The following is a 19768-nucleotide window of genomic DNA, read 5'->3' as shown; positions in this document are numbered from 1 at the left end:
TGTTTAGGTGAATATATCTGTTATTTTATACAGCTTCTTTAGGCCTCAGCAAAACTTTGTATTCATTATCTCTCAGTCGAGCGACTCAAGGTAAAAAAACGGAGCAATTAATACTCCGTTTTTATGTCCAGCTTTACTGCACCATTTCGTTATCGGTAAACATACCTTCAAATAGTGCGGTAGACAGATAGCGCTCACCAGAATCCGGCATAATCACAACAATCGTTTTATCCTGGTTTTCTGGCAGTTCCGCCTGACGGATAGCGGCAACCATAGCAGCACCACAAGAGATACCGCAAATTACGCCTTCCTGCAGCATCAGCTCACGGGCCATGGCAATCGCCTCATCGTTGCCCACCTGTTCAACCTGATCGATCAGAGACAGGTCTAGGTTCTTTGGTACAAAACCGGCGCCAATGCCCTGAATTTTGTGTGGGGCTGGTTTCACTTCATCACCGTTAATGGTTTGAGTGATCACAGGAGAGTCTACAGGCTCTACAGCAACAGACTTAATCGCTTTGCCCTGAACGTTTTTGATATAGCGGGAGATGCCGGTAATGGTGCCGCCGGTACCTACGCCAGCTACGATCATATCCACTTCACCGTCGGTATCCATCCAGATTTCAGGGCCCGTGGTCTTTTCGTGGATCTCTGGGTTAGCCGGGTTCTCAAACTGCTGTGGCATAAAGTAGTAGTCAGGACGTTCGGCGATCAGCTCTTCTGCTTTGGCAATCGCCCCCTTCATGCCTTTTGCAGGCTCGGTCAGTACGATATTAGCACCCAGGGCTTTCATCATCTTACGACGTTCCAGGCTCATACTGGATGGCATAGTCAGAGTGATCTTGTAGCCACGGGATGCTGCAACAAAACACAGAGCAATACCGGTATTACCACTGGTTGGCTCAACAATTTCCATACCCGGCTTCAGGACGCCACGTTTTTCCGCATCCCAGATCATATTAGCCCCGATACGACATTTTACTGAGAAGGCCGGGTTACGGCTTTCCAGTTTGGCATACAGGTTAGGGTGATTGCTCAGGCGGTTGATTTTAACCAGTGGGGTGTTGCCGATGGTCAGTGAATTATCTTCGAAAACCTTGCTCATAAAAAATCCCTAATATTTCTGATTGTTTTCTTACAGTTAGCTGGAAAGTTCCACTGTAAGTTGACACTAAGATTAGGGATTCGTTGGTGAAAAATCCATCGCAACTTGATTCGATAAGGTTTTAAGCTAAGAACAGACTGCTTGAAAATACAAGGCCGAAGATATTATCAACGGCCTAGTAGTGATAGTGCGATATTAGGACTTTGATTTGCTTGGGCAAGAACTGAAGATGCTGCTTGTTGAATAATCTGGTTGCGGGTTAGTTCTGCAGTGGCTGAAGCAAAGTCAGTATCAGTGATTCTTGATTTAGAATCAGATACATTAACAACCATAGTGCTGTTGTTACGTAGCATTGATTCCATTTCCGCCATGGCGCCACCAATTTCCCTGCGGATTTCATGAATGTTCTTTAAAGCTTTGTCAACAATAGCAATGGAACCTCGGGCATTTGCCGAGACGTTTACTCCTGCCAGGCCAATACGTTCAGCAGATCCTCCGCGAATGGTGAAGTTAGATCGTTCACCTGAATTACTGCCTGTTTGAAAGGTAAAGGTTTTTTTCTCAGCAGGGGTAAAACCAGCGGCAGACCAGTCCAACTTAAAGCCTTCGAGAGGCTGCTCAGCATAACTGAACGCATCTCCTACAGCATCGGCAGCATTTCGTATGCCTAGATTGTCTGCATCAAATGCCCCTATTCCACCAAGATCATTATTCGTTAGATCCATATTGTCGATATAGGAAGCCCCATCATTTTGAACACGGGTTTCAAACTGAGCCTGAGTCATGCCCAGTAGCTTTTGCAGGCTGCTGTCGAGCGTTGTGCCATCTTTTGCCATTTCTTGCATTAGGCTTCTCATGCCGCCGGCATGACCCGCTTCTTTTAAATCATCATGTAGCATGCGAGCTGCAACATAGGCCCTAGAGTAATCGGCACTGTCATCTGCAGCACCATCCCATGCTGCCATTAATGCTGTTGAGCTCCCAGCAGCAGCCAGATCCGCAGATAATCTATCATCAGCGCCATGAATCAACTCGGCTGTACCTTCTGTAAACCACAAGGGCATGGCTGATGTAATCTGATTACGCATGACAGCATGAACCATCTCATGCTCTATAATTCGGTCGATATTAGGAATTGATCCATTAAAGTCATCTCTATCCAGGGTCATACTGCTCACATTTCCGGGAGATGAGCTTACAAATGCGACAACATTTCCTGCGCCATCATAATTGGAGATTAACATTTGGAATGTGTCTTCGCCATCACCGACCAGGCCATAGTGAGCTTTGATATTGGCTTCAGCTTGTTCCATCATGCCCGTTACCCGGGCGAAGATGTCCTGGTCTGAATTGGCTGTGAAGTTCCCTTCAGGCCCATCTAATAGTGGGGTTTCACCGCCCAGGTTAGCTCCTTCAGCGACTCTATTTGCCGCATTTATCAGTTCTTCGATTTCGAGTTGGGCGCCATCCCGATCATCTTGACTTAAGGTATTACTCGACATTTGCACCGAGAGCTGTCTCATCCTATGAGCTATATCTGTTATTTCAGACATAGCTCCGTCCGCAATCTGCAGTGCAGATATACCGTCTTGAATATTGCGGTTTGCTTGCCTAGTGCCAATTAGCTGAGTATCAAGGCGATTGGATATCTGTAATCCAGCGGCATCATCCCGTGCGGAGTTGATGCGGGAGCCTGATGACAGCTGCTCAAAAGAACGATTCATACGTTCTGTAACATTTGACAGATGATTCGTGCCCTTCAACGCGTTCACATTGGTGTTTACAAATACCATAAACGGTTACCATCTTTAATACATGAAATTCACTTTTCATAAACGAGATTTGCATTGCCTATTGGCAAATTTATATTTCTTAAATTGGTTATCGGCAGCTCATTGATAAGGTTTAGTTATTTTTCCCCATGACTTATGAGTCACAATTAACCTTTTGTTGTCAAGCAGGATAGGTACACTTAAGGGCAGTGCTAATCAGCAAAACTGGTTACAAGTTAGTAAAAACAGACTGAACGTTAACACAACCGATTAAAGAGTTTACTGCATGAAATTCCAAGGTACTGATCAATACGTTGCTACTCCAGAACTCCAGATGGCGGTAAACGCTACGATTACGCTAGGGCGTCCGTTATTGATTAAGGGGGAGCCGGGTACAGGTAAGACGATGCTAGCGGAAGAGCTGGCAGAGGCGTTGGGTGTACGTTTGATCCAATGGCATATCAAGTCCACCACTAAGGCGCATCAGGGCTTGTATGAATATGATGCAGTTTCCCGTCTGCGTGATTCCCAGCTGGGTGATGATAAGGTTCATGACATTAAGAACTACATCAATAAGGGCAAACTGTGGGAAGCCTTTGAAGCGGATGAGCAGGTGGTACTGCTGATCGATGAGGTGGATAAAGCGGATATTGAGTTCCCGAACGATCTGCTGTTGGAGCTCGATAAGATGGAGTTTCATGTTTATGAAACTGGCGAGACCATCAAGGCGAAACAGCGTCCTATCGTAATTATCACCAGTAACAACGAAAAAGAGCTGCCGGATGCTTTCCTGCGCCGCTGTTTCTTCCACTATATCGCTTTCCCGGATAAAGACACCATGAAGCAGATTGTGGATGTGCACTATCCGGATATTCAGCAAAAGCTGGTATCGGAAGCGCTGGAGCTGTTCTTTGATCTGCGTGAAGTGCGTGGTCTGAAGAAAAAGCCGTCCACTTCTGAGCTGATCGACTGGCTGAAACTGCTGATGGCCGATGAGATCAGCCTGGAGATGCTGCAGAACCGTGATGCTTCCAAGGCTATCCCGCCACTGCACGGTGCGTTGGTGAAAAATGAGCAGGATGTGTCTCTGCTGGAAAAACTGGCCTTTATGCACCGTCGTGAGTCCCGGTAATCGGCCAGGAGCTGATCTATGTTGATCGATTTTTTTACCGATATCCGCAAAGCCGGTGTGCCAACGACTTTGAGAGAGTTGCTGGATCTGCTGGCGGCGTTGGAGCAGGGGCTGGTGTTTGCCAGTATTGATGACTTTTATCTATTAACCCGCACCTGTCTGGTTAAAGATGAAAAGTATTATGACCGTTTTGATCAGGCCTTTGGTGCCTATTTTAACGGTCTGGAAGGGCAGGATGATCTGTTAGACAGCCTGATTCCAGGGGAGTGGATTCGCAAGGAGTTTGAGAAGCTGCTCACGCCGGAAGAGAAAGAGAAGATTAAATCTTTGGGTAGCCTGAAAGAGTTGCTGGATACCTTTAAAGAGCGTCTGGAAGAGCAGCAGAAACGCCATGCCGGGGGTAATAAGTGGATTGGTACCGGTGGTACCTCCCCCTATGGTGCCTACGGTTATAACCCGGAAGGGATTCGTATCGGCCAGGATGGCAATCGTAATAACCGCGCGGTGAAGGTGTGGGATAAGCGTCAGTTTAAAAACCTGGATGACAGTGTTGAACTGGGCACCCGGAATATCAAGGTGGCGCTGAAACGTCTGCGCCAGTTTGCCCGTTCCGGTGCAGCATCCGAGCTGGATCTGGATGATACCATCCGTTCCACGGCCCATAACGGCGGTATGCTGGATATCAAGATGGTGCCCGAGCGTCATAACAGCGTGAAGGTGCTGCTGTTTCTGGATGTCGGTGGTTCCATGGACGGTTATATCCGCACCTGTGAGGAGTTATTTTCAGCTTGTCGTACCGAGTTTAAGCATCTGGAATATTTCTACTTTCACAACTTTATCTATGAGTCGGTGTGGAAGGATAATATCCGCCGCTATAACGAACGTATCTCCATGCTGGATGTGCTGCATAAATATGGCCCGGACTATAAAGTGATCTTTGTCGGTGATGCCTCTATGGCGCCTTATGAGATCGCGCTGGCCGGGGGCAGTGTCGAGCATTGGAATGAGGAGAGTGGTGCCCAATGGATGAAGCGGGTAACCGATACCTGGTCCAATCTGGTGTGGCTAAACCCGGTGAATGAGAAGTACTGGAATTACACCCATTCCATCGGTATGACCCAGGAGCTGATTGGAGATCGTATGTTCCCGCTGACGATCAGTGGTATTACCGATGCGATTCAGCGTTTGTCTAAGAAGGGATAAGGGGTAAGGGATAAAGCTTATTCTGTGTGGTTTTAGATAAGTGGTTTTGAATTATTAATATAGAGTAAGCAAAGGGCAGAGAAATCTGCCCTTTGTTGTATCTGCTTATAGCATTCCCAATAAGTCTCTTTGTTTCAGGGTAGGCTGGATTAGCGGAGTGCCATCCGACACTGAGCCCGATACCTGATTATTGTTGGAAGGCGCCTGCGGCTTTTCCGACCTACAATAATTCATCTGGATTGCTATTATTTGCAGCAAAAGAAAACTGAGAAATTAGCCGATGGTAATTTCTGGCAGTTCAGGTGCCTGCAGTTCAGATTTCTCAGTCGGGGCCATTACTGTAGCAGTACCCACAACCACTTTCTCTTCGTTCTGGTTGGTCACCAGAGTGTCGATCACAACGCGGTTTTTGCTCAGCTTCTCTTTAACGGTCAGGGTTACGGTCAGGGTATCACCCAGTTTAACCGGACGACGGAAGCTCAGCTCCTGGCCCAGATAGATGGTGCCCGGTCCTGGCAGTACGGTAGCCAGAGCCGCAGAGATCAGGGAGCCAGACCACATGCCGTGAGCGATCTGCTCACCAAACATAGTAGTTTTAGCAAATTCGGCATCCAGGTGAACTGGGTTTACGTCGCCAGATACCGCGGCAAACAGCACCAGTTCCTTTTCAGTCAGGGCGCGTACCAGAGTTGCGCTTTCGCCTTCCTGAATTTCATCGTAAGTTTTGTTGATCAGTACGCTCATGAATATTCTCCACTTCTTTTCGGATAATCCGTTTCATTCATTGGATGCTGTGTAGTGCAAAGTTTTGTGGGTCAGTACGACATTAGTCAGCGTACTGACTCACGGTAATCCATTAATAATCAGACTATTACAGACCATATTACGGCATTATGACGCAATGCAAAATGTCTGATGACATTCCTTGCTTAAAGGATATTCCTCGGCTGCATGGCATTTGCTGTCCGTTTAAGCCGGATCTGCTTCTTGCTCATCTCAGGCAGTCGGGTAGGTAAGCTCAATCTCTTATCTGCCGATTTTGTGCCTAATCTAAGGCAAAAATATTACGCTTTTTTGTGCGATGCAATAAATTGTTGAATAATCGGGTTAACAATCTCAGCGTGTGTGATGGGGCCCATATGGCCACAAGGCAGGTCGTGTCGCTCTGCGTTAGGGAACTGTTGTGCCAGGGCTGAGATTACTGCACGGGTGGTCATTGGACTGTGCTGACCTTCCATCAGCAACACCGGGCATTGCAGGTGTGCCAGATCCTGAAGACCTGATTCTTCATTGAGTAGGGCATGAAAATCGTATGCCACCCTCTCGATACCCCGGATAAACTGGGCGCGGGTTTTATCGCTTAAGCGCTCAAAGGTGCCGGTTTGATTCCAGTAATCGACAAAGTATTGGGCGGCTTGTTGAGTTTGCCCCTCATTCAGAAACGCTTCGATGGTGTGACTGATCTCAGTGATGGCAGCCAATGCCGGATCTTGTTGATCCAGTAAGTGGAAGGCGACAGGCTCAAACAGAGTCAGGCTTAGCACTTGTTTAGGAAAGTGTCGGGCGATCTGCAGGGCATTGGCGGCACCAAAGGAGTGCCCTACCAGATGAAACGGCTGTTGATACAGCTCGGTTGCCAGTGCCTCAAGCTCATCACTCAGGCGAAACTCCTTACGTGCTTTGGCTGGCATAGGGCTGTGGCCATAACCCAAAAGATCCGGTGTGCTGGTGCAGGGAAAACGGGCGCTTAGGGCTGACCATTGCTGGCCACGGCTTAAAGAGCTGTGCAGAAAAACAACAGGATTATCATCTTGGCTTGAGCGGGAAAAAGTAGCGCTGAATGTCATAAAAATCAGTGTCTTATTGTATTTGAATATTTACCGCTAGGCATTCTACAGACTTTTCGCTTCACACAAAAAGTATGACTATTGAGTCGCAAATATTTAGCTGAAACCGCTATTGACTCAACTAAAGTCTGATTCTTTTGCTATGCAGCGTAATGCTTAATGAAAAGCCGAAATAAACAGCGTCTTTCGGTTGCTTTACAAGAAAAAGGTGACTGATTGGACACGCAAGTGATTGCTTTAAGCGTTTGATATAAGTGTTTGATCAAAGTAACGAGACAGAAGAGTTTACTCTTTAGCTCGTTTCCTAAGCACTCACGCAAAAATTTCTTTTTAACAAATGGCTTCAGCCGTTGGTCAAAAAATATCGAAACACTTTTGTGTAAGTGTGTATAACAAAAAATAAAGAGTGGCGGTGTGGTGCCTGCTCTACCTTGGTTTAGGAAGGGGGGGCGCTGCACATGGCGCAAAGTGTCGTGAATCCGAAACTCAATCAGGGCTCAGAAATAAAAGGTATTTTCTAAAATGCATCAGAACATCTACAACATGGGGCTGGAACAGACCCCAGCCAACTACGAAGCGCTGACACCGTTAAGCTACCTGAAACGTGCGGCGTCTGTGTACCCGAACTATACCGCTCAGATTCACCATGGCGATAAAATCACCTGGAAAGAGACTTATCAGCGTGCGGTTCGTCTGGCATCTGCCCTGAATAAAGCGGGTATCCAGAAAGGTGATACGGTGTCCTTTATGTCACCGAATATCCCAGCGCTGTTTGAAGCGCACTTTGGTGTGCCTATGTCCGGTGCAGTTCTGAATGCATTAAATACCCGTCTGGATGCAGAAGCGATCGCCTTTATTCTGCAACATGCAGAGACCAAAGTTATTTTTGTTGACCGTGAGTTTTCTGAAGTAATCTCTCGTGCAGTAAAAATGCTGCATCAGAAGCCACGTATCATCGATATCGACGATCCTTACTACGAAGGTGGTCAGCTGATTGGCGATACCAACTACGAAGACTTTATCGCCGAAGGTGATGTGGATTATGCCTGGGAGATGCCTGGTAACGAGTGGGATGCGATCACTCTGAATTACACCTCTGGCACCACGGGTAATCCAAAAGGTGTGGTGTACCACCACCGTGGTGCTTACCTGAATGCGGCAAGCAATGTGATCTCCTGGGATATGGGGCATCACCCTGTTTATCTGTGGACTCTGCCAATGTTCCACTGTAATGGCTGGTGTTTCCCTTGGAGCATCGCGTCAGCCTGTGGCGTCAGTGTCAGCCTGCGCCATGTGCGTGTTGATGAGATCTACGGGTCGATCAAAGAGTTTGGTGTGAATCATTTCTGTGGTGCACCGATCGTTCTGAACATGCTGAATAACGCAGCTGATGAGCTGAAAGCGGGTATTGAGCATGAAGTGAAAGTGATGACTGCGGGTGCCGCGCCTCCGGCTTCTGTGATTGAGGGCATGGAGTCCATGGGCTTCAAGGTGACCCACGTTTATGGCCTGACCGAAACCTATGGCCCTTGTGTACTGTGTGAATGGCACAGCGAGTGGGATGATCTGCCACTGAGTGAGCGCGCTAAGCTGAAAGCCCGTCAGGGTGTGCGTGCGCCAATGCAGGAAGGTTTGATGGTGGCTGATCCGGATACACTGGAGCCGGTACCTCAGGACGGTGAAACCATGGGTGAGATCTTTATCCGCGGTAATCTGGTGATGAAGGGTTATCTGAAGAACCCGAACACCACGGATGAGTCGTTCGAAGGCGGCTGGTTCCACTCTGGTGACCTGGCGGTGTGGCATGAAGATGGCTATATCGAGATTAAAGACCGTTCCAAAGATGTAATTATCTCCGGTGGTGAAAATATCTCCTCTATCGAAGTAGAAGATGTACTGTATCGTCACCCGAAAATCATGGAAGCTGCAGTTGTGGCCCGTCCTGATGAGAAATGGGGCGAGACGCCATGTGCATTTGTGACTCTGAATGCGGAAGCGAACTTGACCGAACAGGAAGTGATCCAGTTCTGTCGCGATAACATGGCGAACTTTAAAGCGCCGAAGACCGTCGTTTTTGGCGAGCTGCCAAAAACTTCAACCGGCAAGATCCAGAAGTTTATGCTTCGTGATCGTGCCAAAGAGCTGTAATAGGCTCACCCTGTAAGCGGCTTATGGCTGCTTACTTTTCCTGTCTGTAGATACTTTGGGAGCTGATTCTGCCTTGGGCAGTAAGCTCCCTTTTTTGTGCCTGCTGTTTTGTACCATTTTTTCTACTCTTATCGCTAATACCAATCAAGATAAGTTGTTGTAGGTCGGAAAAGCCGCAAGGCGCCTTCCGACAATAACCGAGAGTCAGTGTCAGTGTCGGATGGCGCTTCGCTTTGTTAGGGGGTGATAAAAATAATAATGGTTTTGCGAGATAAATCCGGGATTAGACGAGATTAACCGGGATTTAGTGGGATCAAATCTGAAAGACTCTTTCAAATTACGAAACATCGAATAAGCCTGGCTGATCTGCTGCACTCTGCCTTTCTTTGACCCGCTTAATGATCTTATATATCGCTCTGGTACTAAGTTTATATTTCTTCGCCAGCTGAGCATGGTTGCTACCAGTGAAGTCATTCCAGATCTCTAAATCGCGATTGGCAAGTTTGTACTGGTAATCTTTGGGGATGTTGATAAGTTGACCTCCCCAGTGATTAGCTAAATGATCAGCCACAGCACAGCCTACTTGATCAGCGATGCTTTCATCAATGCCATATAGCTTTAACAGTTCCTCTGTCTGCTGAGCGGTGTCGGCCAGTAGCTCATGTCTCCTTTCTTCCATCGTCATCTTCTTATCTCCAGTGCCTTTTGCTTTTAGCAGTAACTTTGTTGAAGGGGCTGCAATCAGCCCCTAAAGCTCTTGATTGTCTTGTTTAATGCGAGATGGCGTTTTCGCTATGCTCTGCATCATTTGTGGGATGATCTATCTCATTCACGATCATCGGGATTACACCTGGTAAAACAGTTGTACCCAGAGCCATCGTTAGTGCATAGCCAACCTGTTTCAGCTTGAGGTCTTTTTCATCATTGCTGCTGTAGTCCAGGTCAGCATTTACAACACCGTTATCACTTTGGGTTATTTCAATAACGATCCTGATTGGCTGCTGTGGTTCGTTCAGAGTGGACATTAGCTTTCTCCCTTACCCTTCTCTGATGACTCTTCCCGCCGCACATCTACAATCTCAGCCTTGATGATCATGCTTCTGAGCCATGCTTCACCGAGCTTTGCATCATCCTTCATTCTTAGAGGAAAGCCGTCAGGCTCTTTCAGATCGACATATCAGACCATCGTCCTTATCTGCTGTTAGTTCTGAAAAAGCTTGGCTAATGGCAGAATCAACAGCAGCCATCCCCCAATACCTACTACTCACAGACTGCTCAAAGATTGCTGAAAACTGACCTTGCTGTAACGTCAGATGAACCATTTGCTGAGTGTCATCAGAAAGAAGTGCGTTTAAGTCGTAGTCAATCGCCATGTCTACACCTCAAGGATCAAATCTGAGTTCAACTTTGGCAGACCAATTTCAGCCGCCTCATTCAGAGCAGCAGTAACCACATTGTGTATCGCAAGGGGATACAGTACGGAGTGATTGCCGCGACCTGATAGCTTCTGGCGTAAGGCTTGAATAGCCTCATCTCCCATAAGCTCCACCAAAGAACGATTTGCCATTGCAAAACGGTGGTGCAGATAATTTTCTAATTCTGCATCCAGTGGGCGCAGATTAACGACTTCACAGCGTTGCACTACCTCACGAACAGAAGGGTTACGCTCATCCAGTTTCTGTCCCAGTTCTGTTTGGCCGATCAGGATAATGCTTAGTAATCTGGAAAAACCTTCCTCCAGTTCAAAAAAACGCTTCAAATGTTTTAACGTTGGAATGGAAAGGCCTTGAGCCTCTTCAATCACCAGCAAGTGTCGATTACCGGCACGATGAGATTCCCGTAAAGCTTCATGAAGCTGGCGGTAGAAAGCATCCTGACTGCGCTTAGGTTTTTCGTGTGGAACCAACTCCGCCAGAATAGCCTCTGCAATATTGCGCGCCTTGAGCGTCTTGCCCTTAATATCATTGTCTTCCATACCCAATACGTAAGGCTCAATCATGATGATGGGCTTTTGTTCCTCACGAGCCCATTCCGCCAGATCTTTGCGCAAGGTCGACTTGCCAGAACCAGACTCACCAACCACAGCGATAAAGCCACCATGCCTGGCTGCAGCTCTCATGGACTCACGCACATAACGGGCATCAGGCGTCATGAAAACTTCTTCCGATGATCTGGGGTCCATAAACGGATCTCGTGTCAACTTGAAGGTTTGACGTGCCTTTTGTGTTAGATGCTGTTTTCGTAGTAACATAACGTCGTCCTTTTCCAGGGATTGCTTCTTTGAAGTAGGTAGGGTTGCTTGCGACAGCCCTGCCATTTCAAACACAGTTTTCAGTTGTTCCGGTTGAGCGCCTTTATCTTCCAGCCAGCTCATAGTCCTACTTTGCAGATCACTCTTATTGAATGATTTAGGCCATAGATCATGGTTGATAATCTGCGACATAGCCGCCGGTGATAGATCCAGCACTCTAGCTAGTGAGGCCTGCTTCAGCCCTAAGCCTGCCATTACACTTTTCAGTATTAACATCGGTCTAACCTCCGTTAATGACTTTTAATGCCATCGCGTGAGGCTTTCTCAATTGCTCCTCTAAACTACCGAGTTGCGATTCTTGAACACCGTCCGGGTGGCGCTGTTCCAACCAAGCAAAGAACTCAGGTTTCCAATCAGCTCCCATACGGCTGCGTAAGCGCATTGCAATCTGAGTCGTGGTTAGAAGCTGCGCTTCAACGGAAGGCATCTTCAGCCCATGCTCAGTGCCTTTACGTGGCATATAAGTCGGCAGCTTCGCATCATCCAAACCTTTGTATGGATCAAAGCTTCCACCCATAGGGATTGCCTTTTTCTTACGGGCTTGCTCAGCGTCAGTCACTGAATCAGTTTCAGTCATGAGCTGTTCAATTTCTTTCCTCGCCTTCTGGCCTGTAGTTTCAGCAGGTGCTTTAAAGCTCTCACCCAGAATCGGTCCTTCCACAGGGAAGCCCCATTCATTTTTCACAATCAGTGCCAGCTCATGACGAATCTCATGCCCGTTCTCATCCAACATCAAAGCGTATGCGGTTTTGTTACCCAGTGGATTACGAGCAACCTGAATCTTCTGGCCTGTCTCAATGTCCAGATGTGAAACATCGTAATCTTCACCATCCAGGCTAATGTAATGGCCGTAATGACCAGCATTGACCTTACGCTCAACCGGCCCTGAAATTGCTAAACTACGGCACTCTTCCACTGTAGGAGCCTTCACCAGCTCATGTTCCTTGATCTTTAACCAAGCCTCAGAACGCGTCAGGCCGTGTCTACGGTGCTTCTGAGAAGCATTCCAGACCGAGCGCCATTGAACCGCCAGCTTATTCAGTTCTTCCAGATCAGCGACAGGGCGAAACTTCAGCCCAAATTCAAAATGCTCCTCAATCAGTTTCCGGGCATTCTCCACCTGACCAGTTGCACGGGCATTGCCAGGGGCATGTGCTATTGCATCAATCTTTAAAGCCTTACAAAGGTTCTTCGCCATGGCACTGGTATTCGCGCTACCAGGGTCCATATAAAGCACCTTGGGCACACCGTGCATCAGGTCAGCACCGCCGCGCTCCTGCATCGCATTGATTAACACAGAGCACAGATTTTCCCCAGACTCAGCACCCATTACATACTCGACATAAAGCCACCCGGTTGTATGGTCCGTGATCTCATAAGACCAAACCCTATCCGCCATAATCTTTTTCAAGTTTGCAGGCTTGTTTTTATAGAACTTATCTCGTTCCATAACATGCAGCCCGTTACCTGTTCTCTTGTTTGGCTTCAGGTAATAAAGTACGCACAAAGAAGCATCAATTTGCCAAACATGATTAGGATGCAGGGACCCCATAGTGCTATGCCCCGTAGGCTGTAATAATTGATCAGGATGCAAGCCGTAGCTACGTAAAGCGCGGCTGATAGCGCTTTCAGATAAAGGGATCAGCTCACCCGTATTTTTATCCAGCCGCTCAGCACGGATCTTGCCGTCTTTGCGCAAAGCCTTAACCATCTGAACCAGACTACCCATCTGGCGATTGTTTTTACGCAGGGTCTCCATTAATACGCCACTGATCGTCAACGCTTCTTCACGGGTTAACCAGCTTTGACCGGCATCTTTACGTTGTTTGCGTGTCTTGAGTTCCACTGTTAATTCCTTCCGATAACGGTAAAACTGAGCGGGAGAAATACCCAATTGCAGACGAGCTTTTTCATAAATTTCACCTTTGCCACCATGCCCCATCTGTTCTGCTGCCCTAACAGCGGCCATGACTACCTCAGCTATCGCGGGACTCATCAGACGGCTCCTTGTCTTCAAAGCTATCGCTTCCACTGGTTCCCTGACCGACACCTAACCGAGCCTCAGCCTCTGCCAGTGCATCAGGGTTCATCCAGTTAATATCACCCGCACCAAGACTGGGTAGGCTGAAGTCTTCCCTCAGAGCAATAATCTCTTTCTCCAACGTATCCAGCAGGCCCGACATAAAAGCACGCTCATCGGTTTCGCTAACATCAGATTGCTCACTCAGTGCTTCAAACGATTTGCGTAGCCCACTCATTACCGAGACTTCAGCTTCATAGGCTGCACTGCTGACTTCCTGCCGTATCTCCTTAATGGCTTCATCTGGTTTCATTTTCTTAATTCGTTGTTTGGTGCGCTCTAACTCCAGCTTGGTTTCTTCCAGCTTCATAGAGTTAGTGTTGTTTACTGCGTCAAGCGCATCATAATCTGCCCTTGACTCTTCCAGATCTTTTGTCAGCTGCTCTTTCTCTTTCGTATGCTTGCTGATAACTTCCTCTGCCAGTTCGACAAATGACTCCTTATCCCCATCTTTGGCGACCTCTAAAAGTGCCGCTTTTTGATCTTCAGGAAGCCTGCGATATTGGCGCATTTCACGGTAGCCAATCCCCATACGCCCCATCGACTCCAAAGCTTCTTCACCAAAAGATTGTAGGTTGTGAATATCCTCATTCACCTTGGCAGCAGATGTGCCAAGCAGCTTACAAAACTCTTCCCATGTACCACTTAAATCGCGACCGTCGAGCCCTTTCATTCCGTGAAGCCCTTTGTACAGCTTGTTTTCCTTAACAAAAGCCATCTTTGAAATCGCGACTGTCGAGGTAAACTTAGCAATTGAGTCGGCCATTTGGGCTTGGCCTAACAGCTGATTTACGACATCTCTTTCTTTACCGTACTGGCTTTGCATTGCTGAAGCTTGATTCTGAAGTTCGGTCAGTACGTCTTGGTTTGCGTGTTCTTTTGTCATGCTATTTACCCTTTAAAAGCGACCAGCAACGACTTGCTGTGATAGTGTGTTGATACGATTTGAAGCCTTGATCATTTCATTGGAATAGGCCTGTGCTATTTGCAGCGTGCGTACACTCAGCGCGTAATTGCCATCTTCCAACTGGGTGACCATTCCTGCGCCTGTAAGCATGGTTAAATAATGGATGACAGTGCTTGGTGCCATATCCAGCTGACGGGTTAAATCATCCAGTGCTAAGCCAGATAGCACGTGCCCTTTCAGCGCATCCATAATTTGCAGGCTCTCAGGCTGCTTATTTGCAGGCGCTTTAGCATCGAAGATAGCCTGAGTGACTTGTGTAGCATCCTGCTCACTGAAGTTTTTTGGCTTCTTGGGTGCAGGCTGACTTGCAACCCAAGTCACCTTATCCCTGCTAACATCAAAGGCCTGCGCTACTTCTTCTAAGTTGTTGCCATTAAATGCTTGATAAATGGCCCAGTTGCGTAGTTTCTTGTTCATAAGAATGCTTCCTAAGCTGTATGGGTACTCTTAAAAGGGAGCTTTTCCCATCTATTGGAAAAGGCGCTGAGTTACTTATATTTCCGGGCTAGCAATTCTCTCGGTGCCCAAATTAACGACACCGGTTTATCAATAACTTCACTAATGTATTGTTGAATGCGTTCAGAAGTCCCTCGGCCATGAATAACCTGGGAAACGGTTGATCGTGTAACACCCAACTCTTCAGCAATTTTTGCTGGTGTGGTACCTGCTATTCGGATATCTGCTTTAATTTGCTCAGGGTGCATCCCGGTGATAGGTGCTTCCTTCTTTTCGCCTGTTAGGATGTAAGCGACATCAATTTCCAGCAACGCTATTTCTTTCAGGTACTGCGCGTCAGGCTGCTGTTTCCCTCTTTCATAATTTCTTTGGGAACGCATTGTCACACCACATTTATTACCTAGTTCCTCTTGAGTCATACCCAAAGCCTCACGCACTTCTTTTAGACGTTCACCGATAGTCATGATTGCTACCCTTTAGCTTTGGCCTTTTGAGCCTGAATCTGTGCCTGACTACGGCGAATAATGACTTGGTACGGCCAAATATCTTTCACTGACTTCCCAAGGATCTCGCTGATACGAGACTGAATGCGTTGGCTGCGGATACTCCCACAGATAGCCTGGTGTACTGATGACTGAGCGACTTGTAATTCATCGGCTAACATTGCCTGGGTAAACCCATGAATACGTAAAGATGCTTTGATTTCTTCTGGGTGCATGCTTTGTTATCCTTTTACTTAATTATTTAGGTTGATAACCGCCTGTGTATAAGGCGTTGTCTTGAGTTATATATTGGTGCATATTTCTGCACCTGTCAATTATTTTGGTGAGAATATCTGCATGTTAGGACAACGTTTTAAGGAAGAAAGGCTGCGTCTGGGTTTAACACAGCCTGCTATGGGTGAAATCGTAGGCACTAAGAAGCGCACTATTATTGAATGGGAGAAGGGGGCGTCATCTCCTACAGCAGCCCAACTAGAACTTTTTGCTGAGTTTGGAATGGACATAACCTATGTAGTTACAGGCAAAAAGAATCAGGCCGATCTACCTCCATCTCTAGCAGCAGATGAACAAATGTTGGTTGATGCGTACCGGACATTACCAATGGCTCAGAGAAAAAAAATGCTGGCATCCCTATTAACTGGTGAACTGGAATCAGATGAAAGTGAGCAAGGAAATAGCGTGACGGTTAACGCTTCTAATGGACATGCCGCAGGGCGTGATATGTTTATCAAAAAGAAAGGATAAAGGAATGACTAAGAAAATCGAAGCACCGGAAGGGAGTGCGGCTGGTAGGGATATCAATACAACAGAAGCACCTTCAAACAATGTTCATAGTATATTTGGTGGCACCAACATCATTGGCAATCAGGGTGATATTCATATTCAAACCACACCACCGGAAAATAAGAAGGTAAAAGAGGTTGTTGTACTAAATCCTGGGCCTAACGAAATCTCAGAACAACAGAAGGCAGAAATTAAATCTTTATGCGATGAGTGGGTTGCATTACATAACAGCATAAAGAAACGACCACTAACTTATGGTGCAGCCTGGTCCAGAATTAATAAAACCGGTGGAGTAACAAAATATGCGATGATCCCACAAGCAAAATTTAAAAAGGTTGTCGCGTTTATTAAGAAAGAAATGGGCCAACTGCGTAATATGAAATCAGCCCCAGCAAAAGATGACCAGTGGAGAGCAAAGCGTATAGGAGCAATCAAAGCCCGAAGCAAGAACCAACTTGGCGATCCGAATGCATACAAGCCATACATTAAGAAGAATTTTAAAGCTGACTCGCTTACTGAGTTATCGACTGATGAGATACAGCGCACTTATACATATATTTTTGCTAAGAAAAAGACAATCTGATAGTAACTTGCTTCCAATTTAGAGGAAGGTATATAGTTTACAAATGCTTTACTCACAAATCAGGGTTGGCTATGGAATAATAGCCAACTCTGCACTTCTGCTCTCTTATTAGCCCATTCAGCAAATATTTTCCGCAATTGCCTCCTGTTTTTTGACCTTGTTCAAAAGATCTGTGACCTACCTATGAATAAGATTGTGTTACACAAAGCCCGTTCACAGGAAGTAGATATGAGTTCAAGTGAGGAAAATACAACAAATAGTTTAGATGATTTAGATCCAGAGCTGAGCGCTATTCTAAACAATATTGAAGCTATAGATCGAACTCCAAATGTATGGCCGAAAGCACTGGCTGATCTTTTATCCGTTATACAGTATCAATTAGCTCGAAGTCTCAATATCACCCTAGATACGGCATACCCATATGCGCGGAATTCTTGTGTTGCAATTGCCCACTGTTTAGGGGGAAAGCAAATCTACTTGCCTCGTAGTAGTCTGTTAGAGCGAGCTTTTCGTGATATTGAGGCTAATCAGGAGACTACTTGCGCCAACTTAGAAGAGAGTGGGTTGCCTCCTCAGCAAACTCTTATGGCTGTTTTATCTATTATTCAGGGCGAGTTAGCTCGCAGCCTTGACATCACTCTGGAGGCTGCATATCCACATGCAAAAGATGCTTGTAAGGCCCTGTCCAACTATCTATCCGGTCGAGCATTTTACTTGCCTCGTAGCGATCGTTTGCAGCGGGCATTACGCAATATAAAGATTTACCAGGCGTTTGATGGCTTCAATCAAAGAAGCTTGGCTCAAGAATATGGGCTAACACCTCAGCGGGTATATAGCATCATTGAGCAACAACGAGAATTACACCATGCACCTCCTAATGGTGCTGCTGTCTAGATCAATCTATTAAAGACTATATCACCCTTATTATTTTTAAATTTATTAGGAGCATAAATCATGACAAAGGACACTTCTCAGCTACTTTCTGAAAGCATCAGTAAGTACAAAGATCTACTATCATCTTTCGAAAAAGAGAAATCTGATATTGATTTAATTACCGATAAGCAGCTACCGGAAGCACAAGAGCATCTAAGGAAAGCACAGCATGGTGTATCTATTGAGCAGTCCAAGCTAAGAGAGGCTGTATCTATAGAGGATATTGAAGGTATACGAAAGGCTCTTAAGGTAGCAGAGGCTACCTTCGAAGATGCAGAGCTTCTGGTTATCAATTTGGAGAAAAGAATAGAGGTATTCAATTCTTCTGCTCACAACAAACAACAAGCTATTAATCAAGCTCTGAAGGATTTGTGGAAAGAAAAACACAATCAGCTTTGTAAAAAGTTACAGCTTGACGGTGATCTGCTGGACTTGCTGAGAGAAATAATCGCCGCTGGCGATGGTATGAACCCTGGCTGGTCTATTCGATTTTTATCAGAACCAATCAAGAGTAAGTATGGTGAGCTAGATAGAAAAGCCATTACGGCCACTCAAGACCAGTTACTAGAACAAATGGGAATTAAATAAGGTAAATATCAAATGGATATTTCAAAAGAAGCACTTCAATCTTTATATGCCGCTGTTAATACGTCATTTAATAAAGGGCGCGACAGCTATCAACCATTGTGGCATAAAGTTGCTACTCAGGTGCCGTCTTCAGGGTCGGAAGAGAACTACAGCTGGCTAGGCGAGTTTAGCCGATTACGTGAATGGATCGGTGATCGCCAGATTAATAGAATGAAAGTTTCGAACTATGTTGTTCGTAACCGCAAGTTTGAAGCTACTGAGTCTATTCCAGCCGAAAGAATCGAAGATGATACTTATGGCATTATGGCCCCTAAGTTTGAAGATATGGGGTATGCGGCAGCAACTCACCCTGATGAGCTTGTATTTTCATTGCTGAAGGACGGTTTCTCCACACCTTGCTATGATGGGCTAAATTTCTTTGATGACTCCCATATGGTAGGTTCAGATGGAGAGCAGAAAGCTGTTTCAAACCTGATCCAGGGCAGCAGTGCACCATGGTTTTTGTTGGACACTAAACGTCCTCTGAAACCTTTAATTTTACAAACCAGACGTGACTACAGATTACAAGCTAAAACAGATGCAGGAACCTCTGATCATGTGTTTCTGAGCGATGAGTATCTATATGGCGTCGATGCTAGACTGAACGCTGGTTTCGGGTTTTGGCAGCAGGCCATTGGTGCAACATCAGATCTGACAGAAGATAACTTTAATCAGGCGTACAGCATGATTACGGAAATGAAGTCCGACAAAGGCCGACCTTTAGGTCTTGTTCCTAGTTTACTTGTAGTCGGTCCTAGTAATCGTATTCAGGCTAAGCAGCTTGTTGAAGCTGAAAGAAAAGCCTACGGTGAAAGTAATGCGAACTACGGTGCGGTAGAAGTTCTTGTCGTGCCTTGGCTGGATTAAGTTGTAAAATCCCCATCGAAGTAAGCAAGTGTACGTTGATCGGTAAAACGGGGTGGTCGGTGAGAGCTGACCCCTTTATGTGGGTTCGACTCCCACCCTTGCTTACTTTCCATACAAACCTACTAGTCAGTTCCTTTTCCGTATTGTTTGAAAGTATCTTTCACTATGCGGAAGAATTCTGAACGCCAATTATCTCGCTGATAATTCTGAAATATCTCGCGGCCCTACATCGCTTATCCAACCTACTCGGATATCAAGGCATTTATTAGAAATGATATAAGCATTCACGCAAAAGTTTCTTTTTGACCGATAGCTTCATTTTTCAGCCAAGAGCCGTTTTGCGATGTCCTTAACAATCATTTTTCGCCGAAGTGTTATCATTAAAGACACATTTGCACAAAACTGGCGCATTAAGGGAAATCCTGAGTTGTAAACCCAGCCAAAATCCCTC

At 46.2% G+C, this 19768-nt stretch carries 21 protein-coding genes and 1 tRNA gene; 9 read left to right on the top strand and 13 right to left on the bottom strand.

Annotation, left to right across the window (positions count from 1 at the left end; genetic code table 11):
• Positions 1–133 precede the first annotated feature (133 nt).
• Both cysK and H579_RS0108475 read right to left on the bottom strand, forming a co-directional pair.
• Entirely contained in the window at positions 134–1105 is a 972-nt protein-coding gene (gene cysK / locus H579_RS0108480) for a cysteine synthase A (protein WP_028300312.1), read from the bottom strand.
• A 167-nt stretch (positions 1106–1272) separates the two neighbouring features.
• The gene (locus tag H579_RS0108475; protein ID WP_028300311.1) at positions 1273–2898 is read right to left on the bottom strand and encodes a flagellinolysin; all 1626 of its coding nucleotides are present in this window, start codon (positions 2896–2898) and stop codon (positions 1273–1275) included.
• 265 nt (positions 2899–3163) lie between these two features.
• On the opposite strand from H579_RS0108475, the gene H579_RS0108470 reads away from it, so the two are divergent.
• Entirely contained in the window at positions 3164–4009 is an 846-nt protein-coding gene (locus H579_RS0108470) for an AAA family ATPase (RefSeq protein ID WP_028300310.1), read from the top strand.
• An 18-nt stretch (positions 4010–4027) separates the two neighbouring features.
• Entirely contained in the window at positions 4028–5212 is a 1185-nt protein-coding gene (locus tag H579_RS0108465; RefSeq protein ID WP_028300309.1) for a vWA domain-containing protein, read from the top strand.
• 273 nt (positions 5213–5485) lie between these two features.
• Here the strand turns inward: H579_RS0108465 and H579_RS0108460 are convergent, their stop codons facing one another.
• Together H579_RS0108460 and H579_RS0108455 are read right to left on the bottom strand one after the other, a co-directional pair.
• Positions 5486–5956: a MaoC/PaaZ C-terminal domain-containing protein gene (locus H579_RS0108460; protein ID WP_028300308.1), complete on the bottom strand. Its 471-nt coding sequence runs from the start codon at positions 5954–5956 to the stop codon at positions 5486–5488.
• A gap of 320 nt (positions 5957–6276) precedes the next feature.
• Positions 6277–7059: an alpha/beta fold hydrolase gene (locus H579_RS0108455; protein WP_051227453.1), complete on the bottom strand. Its 783-nt coding sequence runs from the start codon at positions 7057–7059 to the stop codon at positions 6277–6279.
• Between the two features lie 522 nt (positions 7060–7581).
• On the opposite strand from H579_RS0108455, the gene H579_RS0108450 reads away from it, so the two are divergent.
• Positions 7582–9207, top strand: a complete 1626-nt coding sequence (locus tag H579_RS0108450) for an acyl-CoA synthetase (RefSeq protein WP_028300306.1) — start codon at positions 7582–7584, stop codon at positions 9205–9207.
• A gap of 337 nt (positions 9208–9544) precedes the next feature.
• On the opposite strand, the gene H579_RS0108445 is transcribed toward H579_RS0108450, so the two are convergent.
• The 9 genes from H579_RS0108445 to H579_RS0108400 form a co-directional block, all read right to left on the bottom strand.
• A complete protein-coding gene (locus tag H579_RS0108445) occupies positions 9545–9892 on the bottom strand; it encodes a Mor transcription activator family protein (protein WP_211224692.1) in 348 nt (115 codons plus the stop codon).
• An 85-nt stretch (positions 9893–9977) separates the two neighbouring features.
• Positions 9978–10232, bottom strand: coding sequence for a hypothetical protein (locus tag H579_RS0108440; RefSeq protein WP_028300304.1), 255 nt, complete (start codon positions 10230–10232; stop codon positions 9978–9980).
• 129 nt (positions 10233–10361) lie between these two features.
• A complete protein-coding gene (locus H579_RS0108430) occupies positions 10362–10580 on the bottom strand; it encodes a hypothetical protein (RefSeq protein WP_028300303.1) in 219 nt (72 codons plus the stop codon).
• 2 nt (positions 10581–10582) lie between these two features.
• Complete coding sequence (locus H579_RS0108425) at positions 10583–11734, bottom strand: ExeA family protein (RefSeq protein WP_028300302.1); 1152 nt, start codon at positions 11732–11734, stop codon at positions 10583–10585.
• A 4-nt stretch (positions 11735–11738) separates the two neighbouring features.
• The gene (locus H579_RS0108420) at positions 11739–13514 is read right to left on the bottom strand and encodes a DDE-type integrase/transposase/recombinase (protein WP_028300301.1); all 1776 of its coding nucleotides are present in this window, start codon (positions 13512–13514) and stop codon (positions 11739–11741) included.
• A complete protein-coding gene (locus tag H579_RS24910; protein WP_211224691.1) occupies positions 13495–14484 on the bottom strand; it encodes a hypothetical protein in 990 nt (329 codons plus the stop codon). The genes H579_RS0108420 and H579_RS24910 overlap by 20 nt, the downstream gene beginning before the upstream one ends.
• Positions 14485–14496: 12 nt before the next feature.
• The gene (locus tag H579_RS27790) at positions 14497–14982 is read right to left on the bottom strand and encodes a helix-turn-helix domain-containing protein (protein WP_051227452.1); all 486 of its coding nucleotides are present in this window, start codon (positions 14980–14982) and stop codon (positions 14497–14499) included.
• 71 nt (positions 14983–15053) lie between these two features.
• On the bottom strand, positions 15054–15485 hold the full coding sequence (locus H579_RS27785) for a helix-turn-helix transcriptional regulator (protein ID WP_051227451.1): 432 nt from the start codon (positions 15483–15485) through the stop codon (positions 15054–15056).
• Between the two features lie 5 nt (positions 15486–15490).
• The gene (locus tag H579_RS0108400; RefSeq protein ID WP_028300300.1) at positions 15491–15739 is read right to left on the bottom strand and encodes a helix-turn-helix domain-containing protein; all 249 of its coding nucleotides are present in this window, start codon (positions 15737–15739) and stop codon (positions 15491–15493) included.
• Between the two features lie 61 nt (positions 15740–15800).
• Between H579_RS0108400 and H579_RS0108395 the strand changes: the two genes are divergently transcribed.
• From H579_RS0108395 to H579_RS29100, 6 genes are all read left to right on the top strand, one after another.
• Positions 15801–16268: a helix-turn-helix domain-containing protein gene (locus H579_RS0108395; RefSeq protein ID WP_157834579.1), complete on the top strand. Its 468-nt coding sequence runs from the start codon at positions 15801–15803 to the stop codon at positions 16266–16268.
• 4 nt (positions 16269–16272) lie between these two features.
• The gene (locus H579_RS0108390) at positions 16273–16890 is read left to right on the top strand and encodes an ORF6C domain-containing protein (protein WP_028300298.1); all 618 of its coding nucleotides are present in this window, start codon (positions 16273–16275) and stop codon (positions 16888–16890) included.
• Positions 16891–17118: 228 nt separating this feature from the next.
• On the top strand, positions 17119–17784 hold the full coding sequence (locus H579_RS27780) for a Mor transcription activator family protein (RefSeq protein ID WP_051227450.1): 666 nt from the start codon (positions 17119–17121) through the stop codon (positions 17782–17784).
• Positions 17785–17844: 60 nt separating this feature from the next.
• The gene (locus H579_RS0108380; RefSeq protein WP_028300297.1) at positions 17845–18411 is read left to right on the top strand and encodes a hypothetical protein; all 567 of its coding nucleotides are present in this window, start codon (positions 17845–17847) and stop codon (positions 18409–18411) included.
• A gap of 12 nt (positions 18412–18423) precedes the next feature.
• Positions 18424–19317: a Mu-like prophage major head subunit gpT family protein gene (locus H579_RS0108375; RefSeq protein WP_028300296.1), complete on the top strand. Its 894-nt coding sequence runs from the start codon at positions 18424–18426 to the stop codon at positions 19315–19317.
• A gap of 23 nt (positions 19318–19340) precedes the next feature.
• Positions 19341–19421: transfer RNA gene (locus H579_RS29100), tRNA-OTHER, on the top strand.
• Positions 19422–19768 lie beyond the last annotated feature (347 nt).

Origin of the sequence: Oceanospirillum beijerinckii DSM 7166 (assembly GCF_000422425.1) — a bacterium.
Taxonomy (GTDB): Bacteria; Pseudomonadota; Gammaproteobacteria; order Pseudomonadales; family Halomonadaceae; genus Oceanospirillum; species Oceanospirillum beijerinckii.
This window is presented reverse-complemented; position numbering and strand designations above follow the sequence as displayed.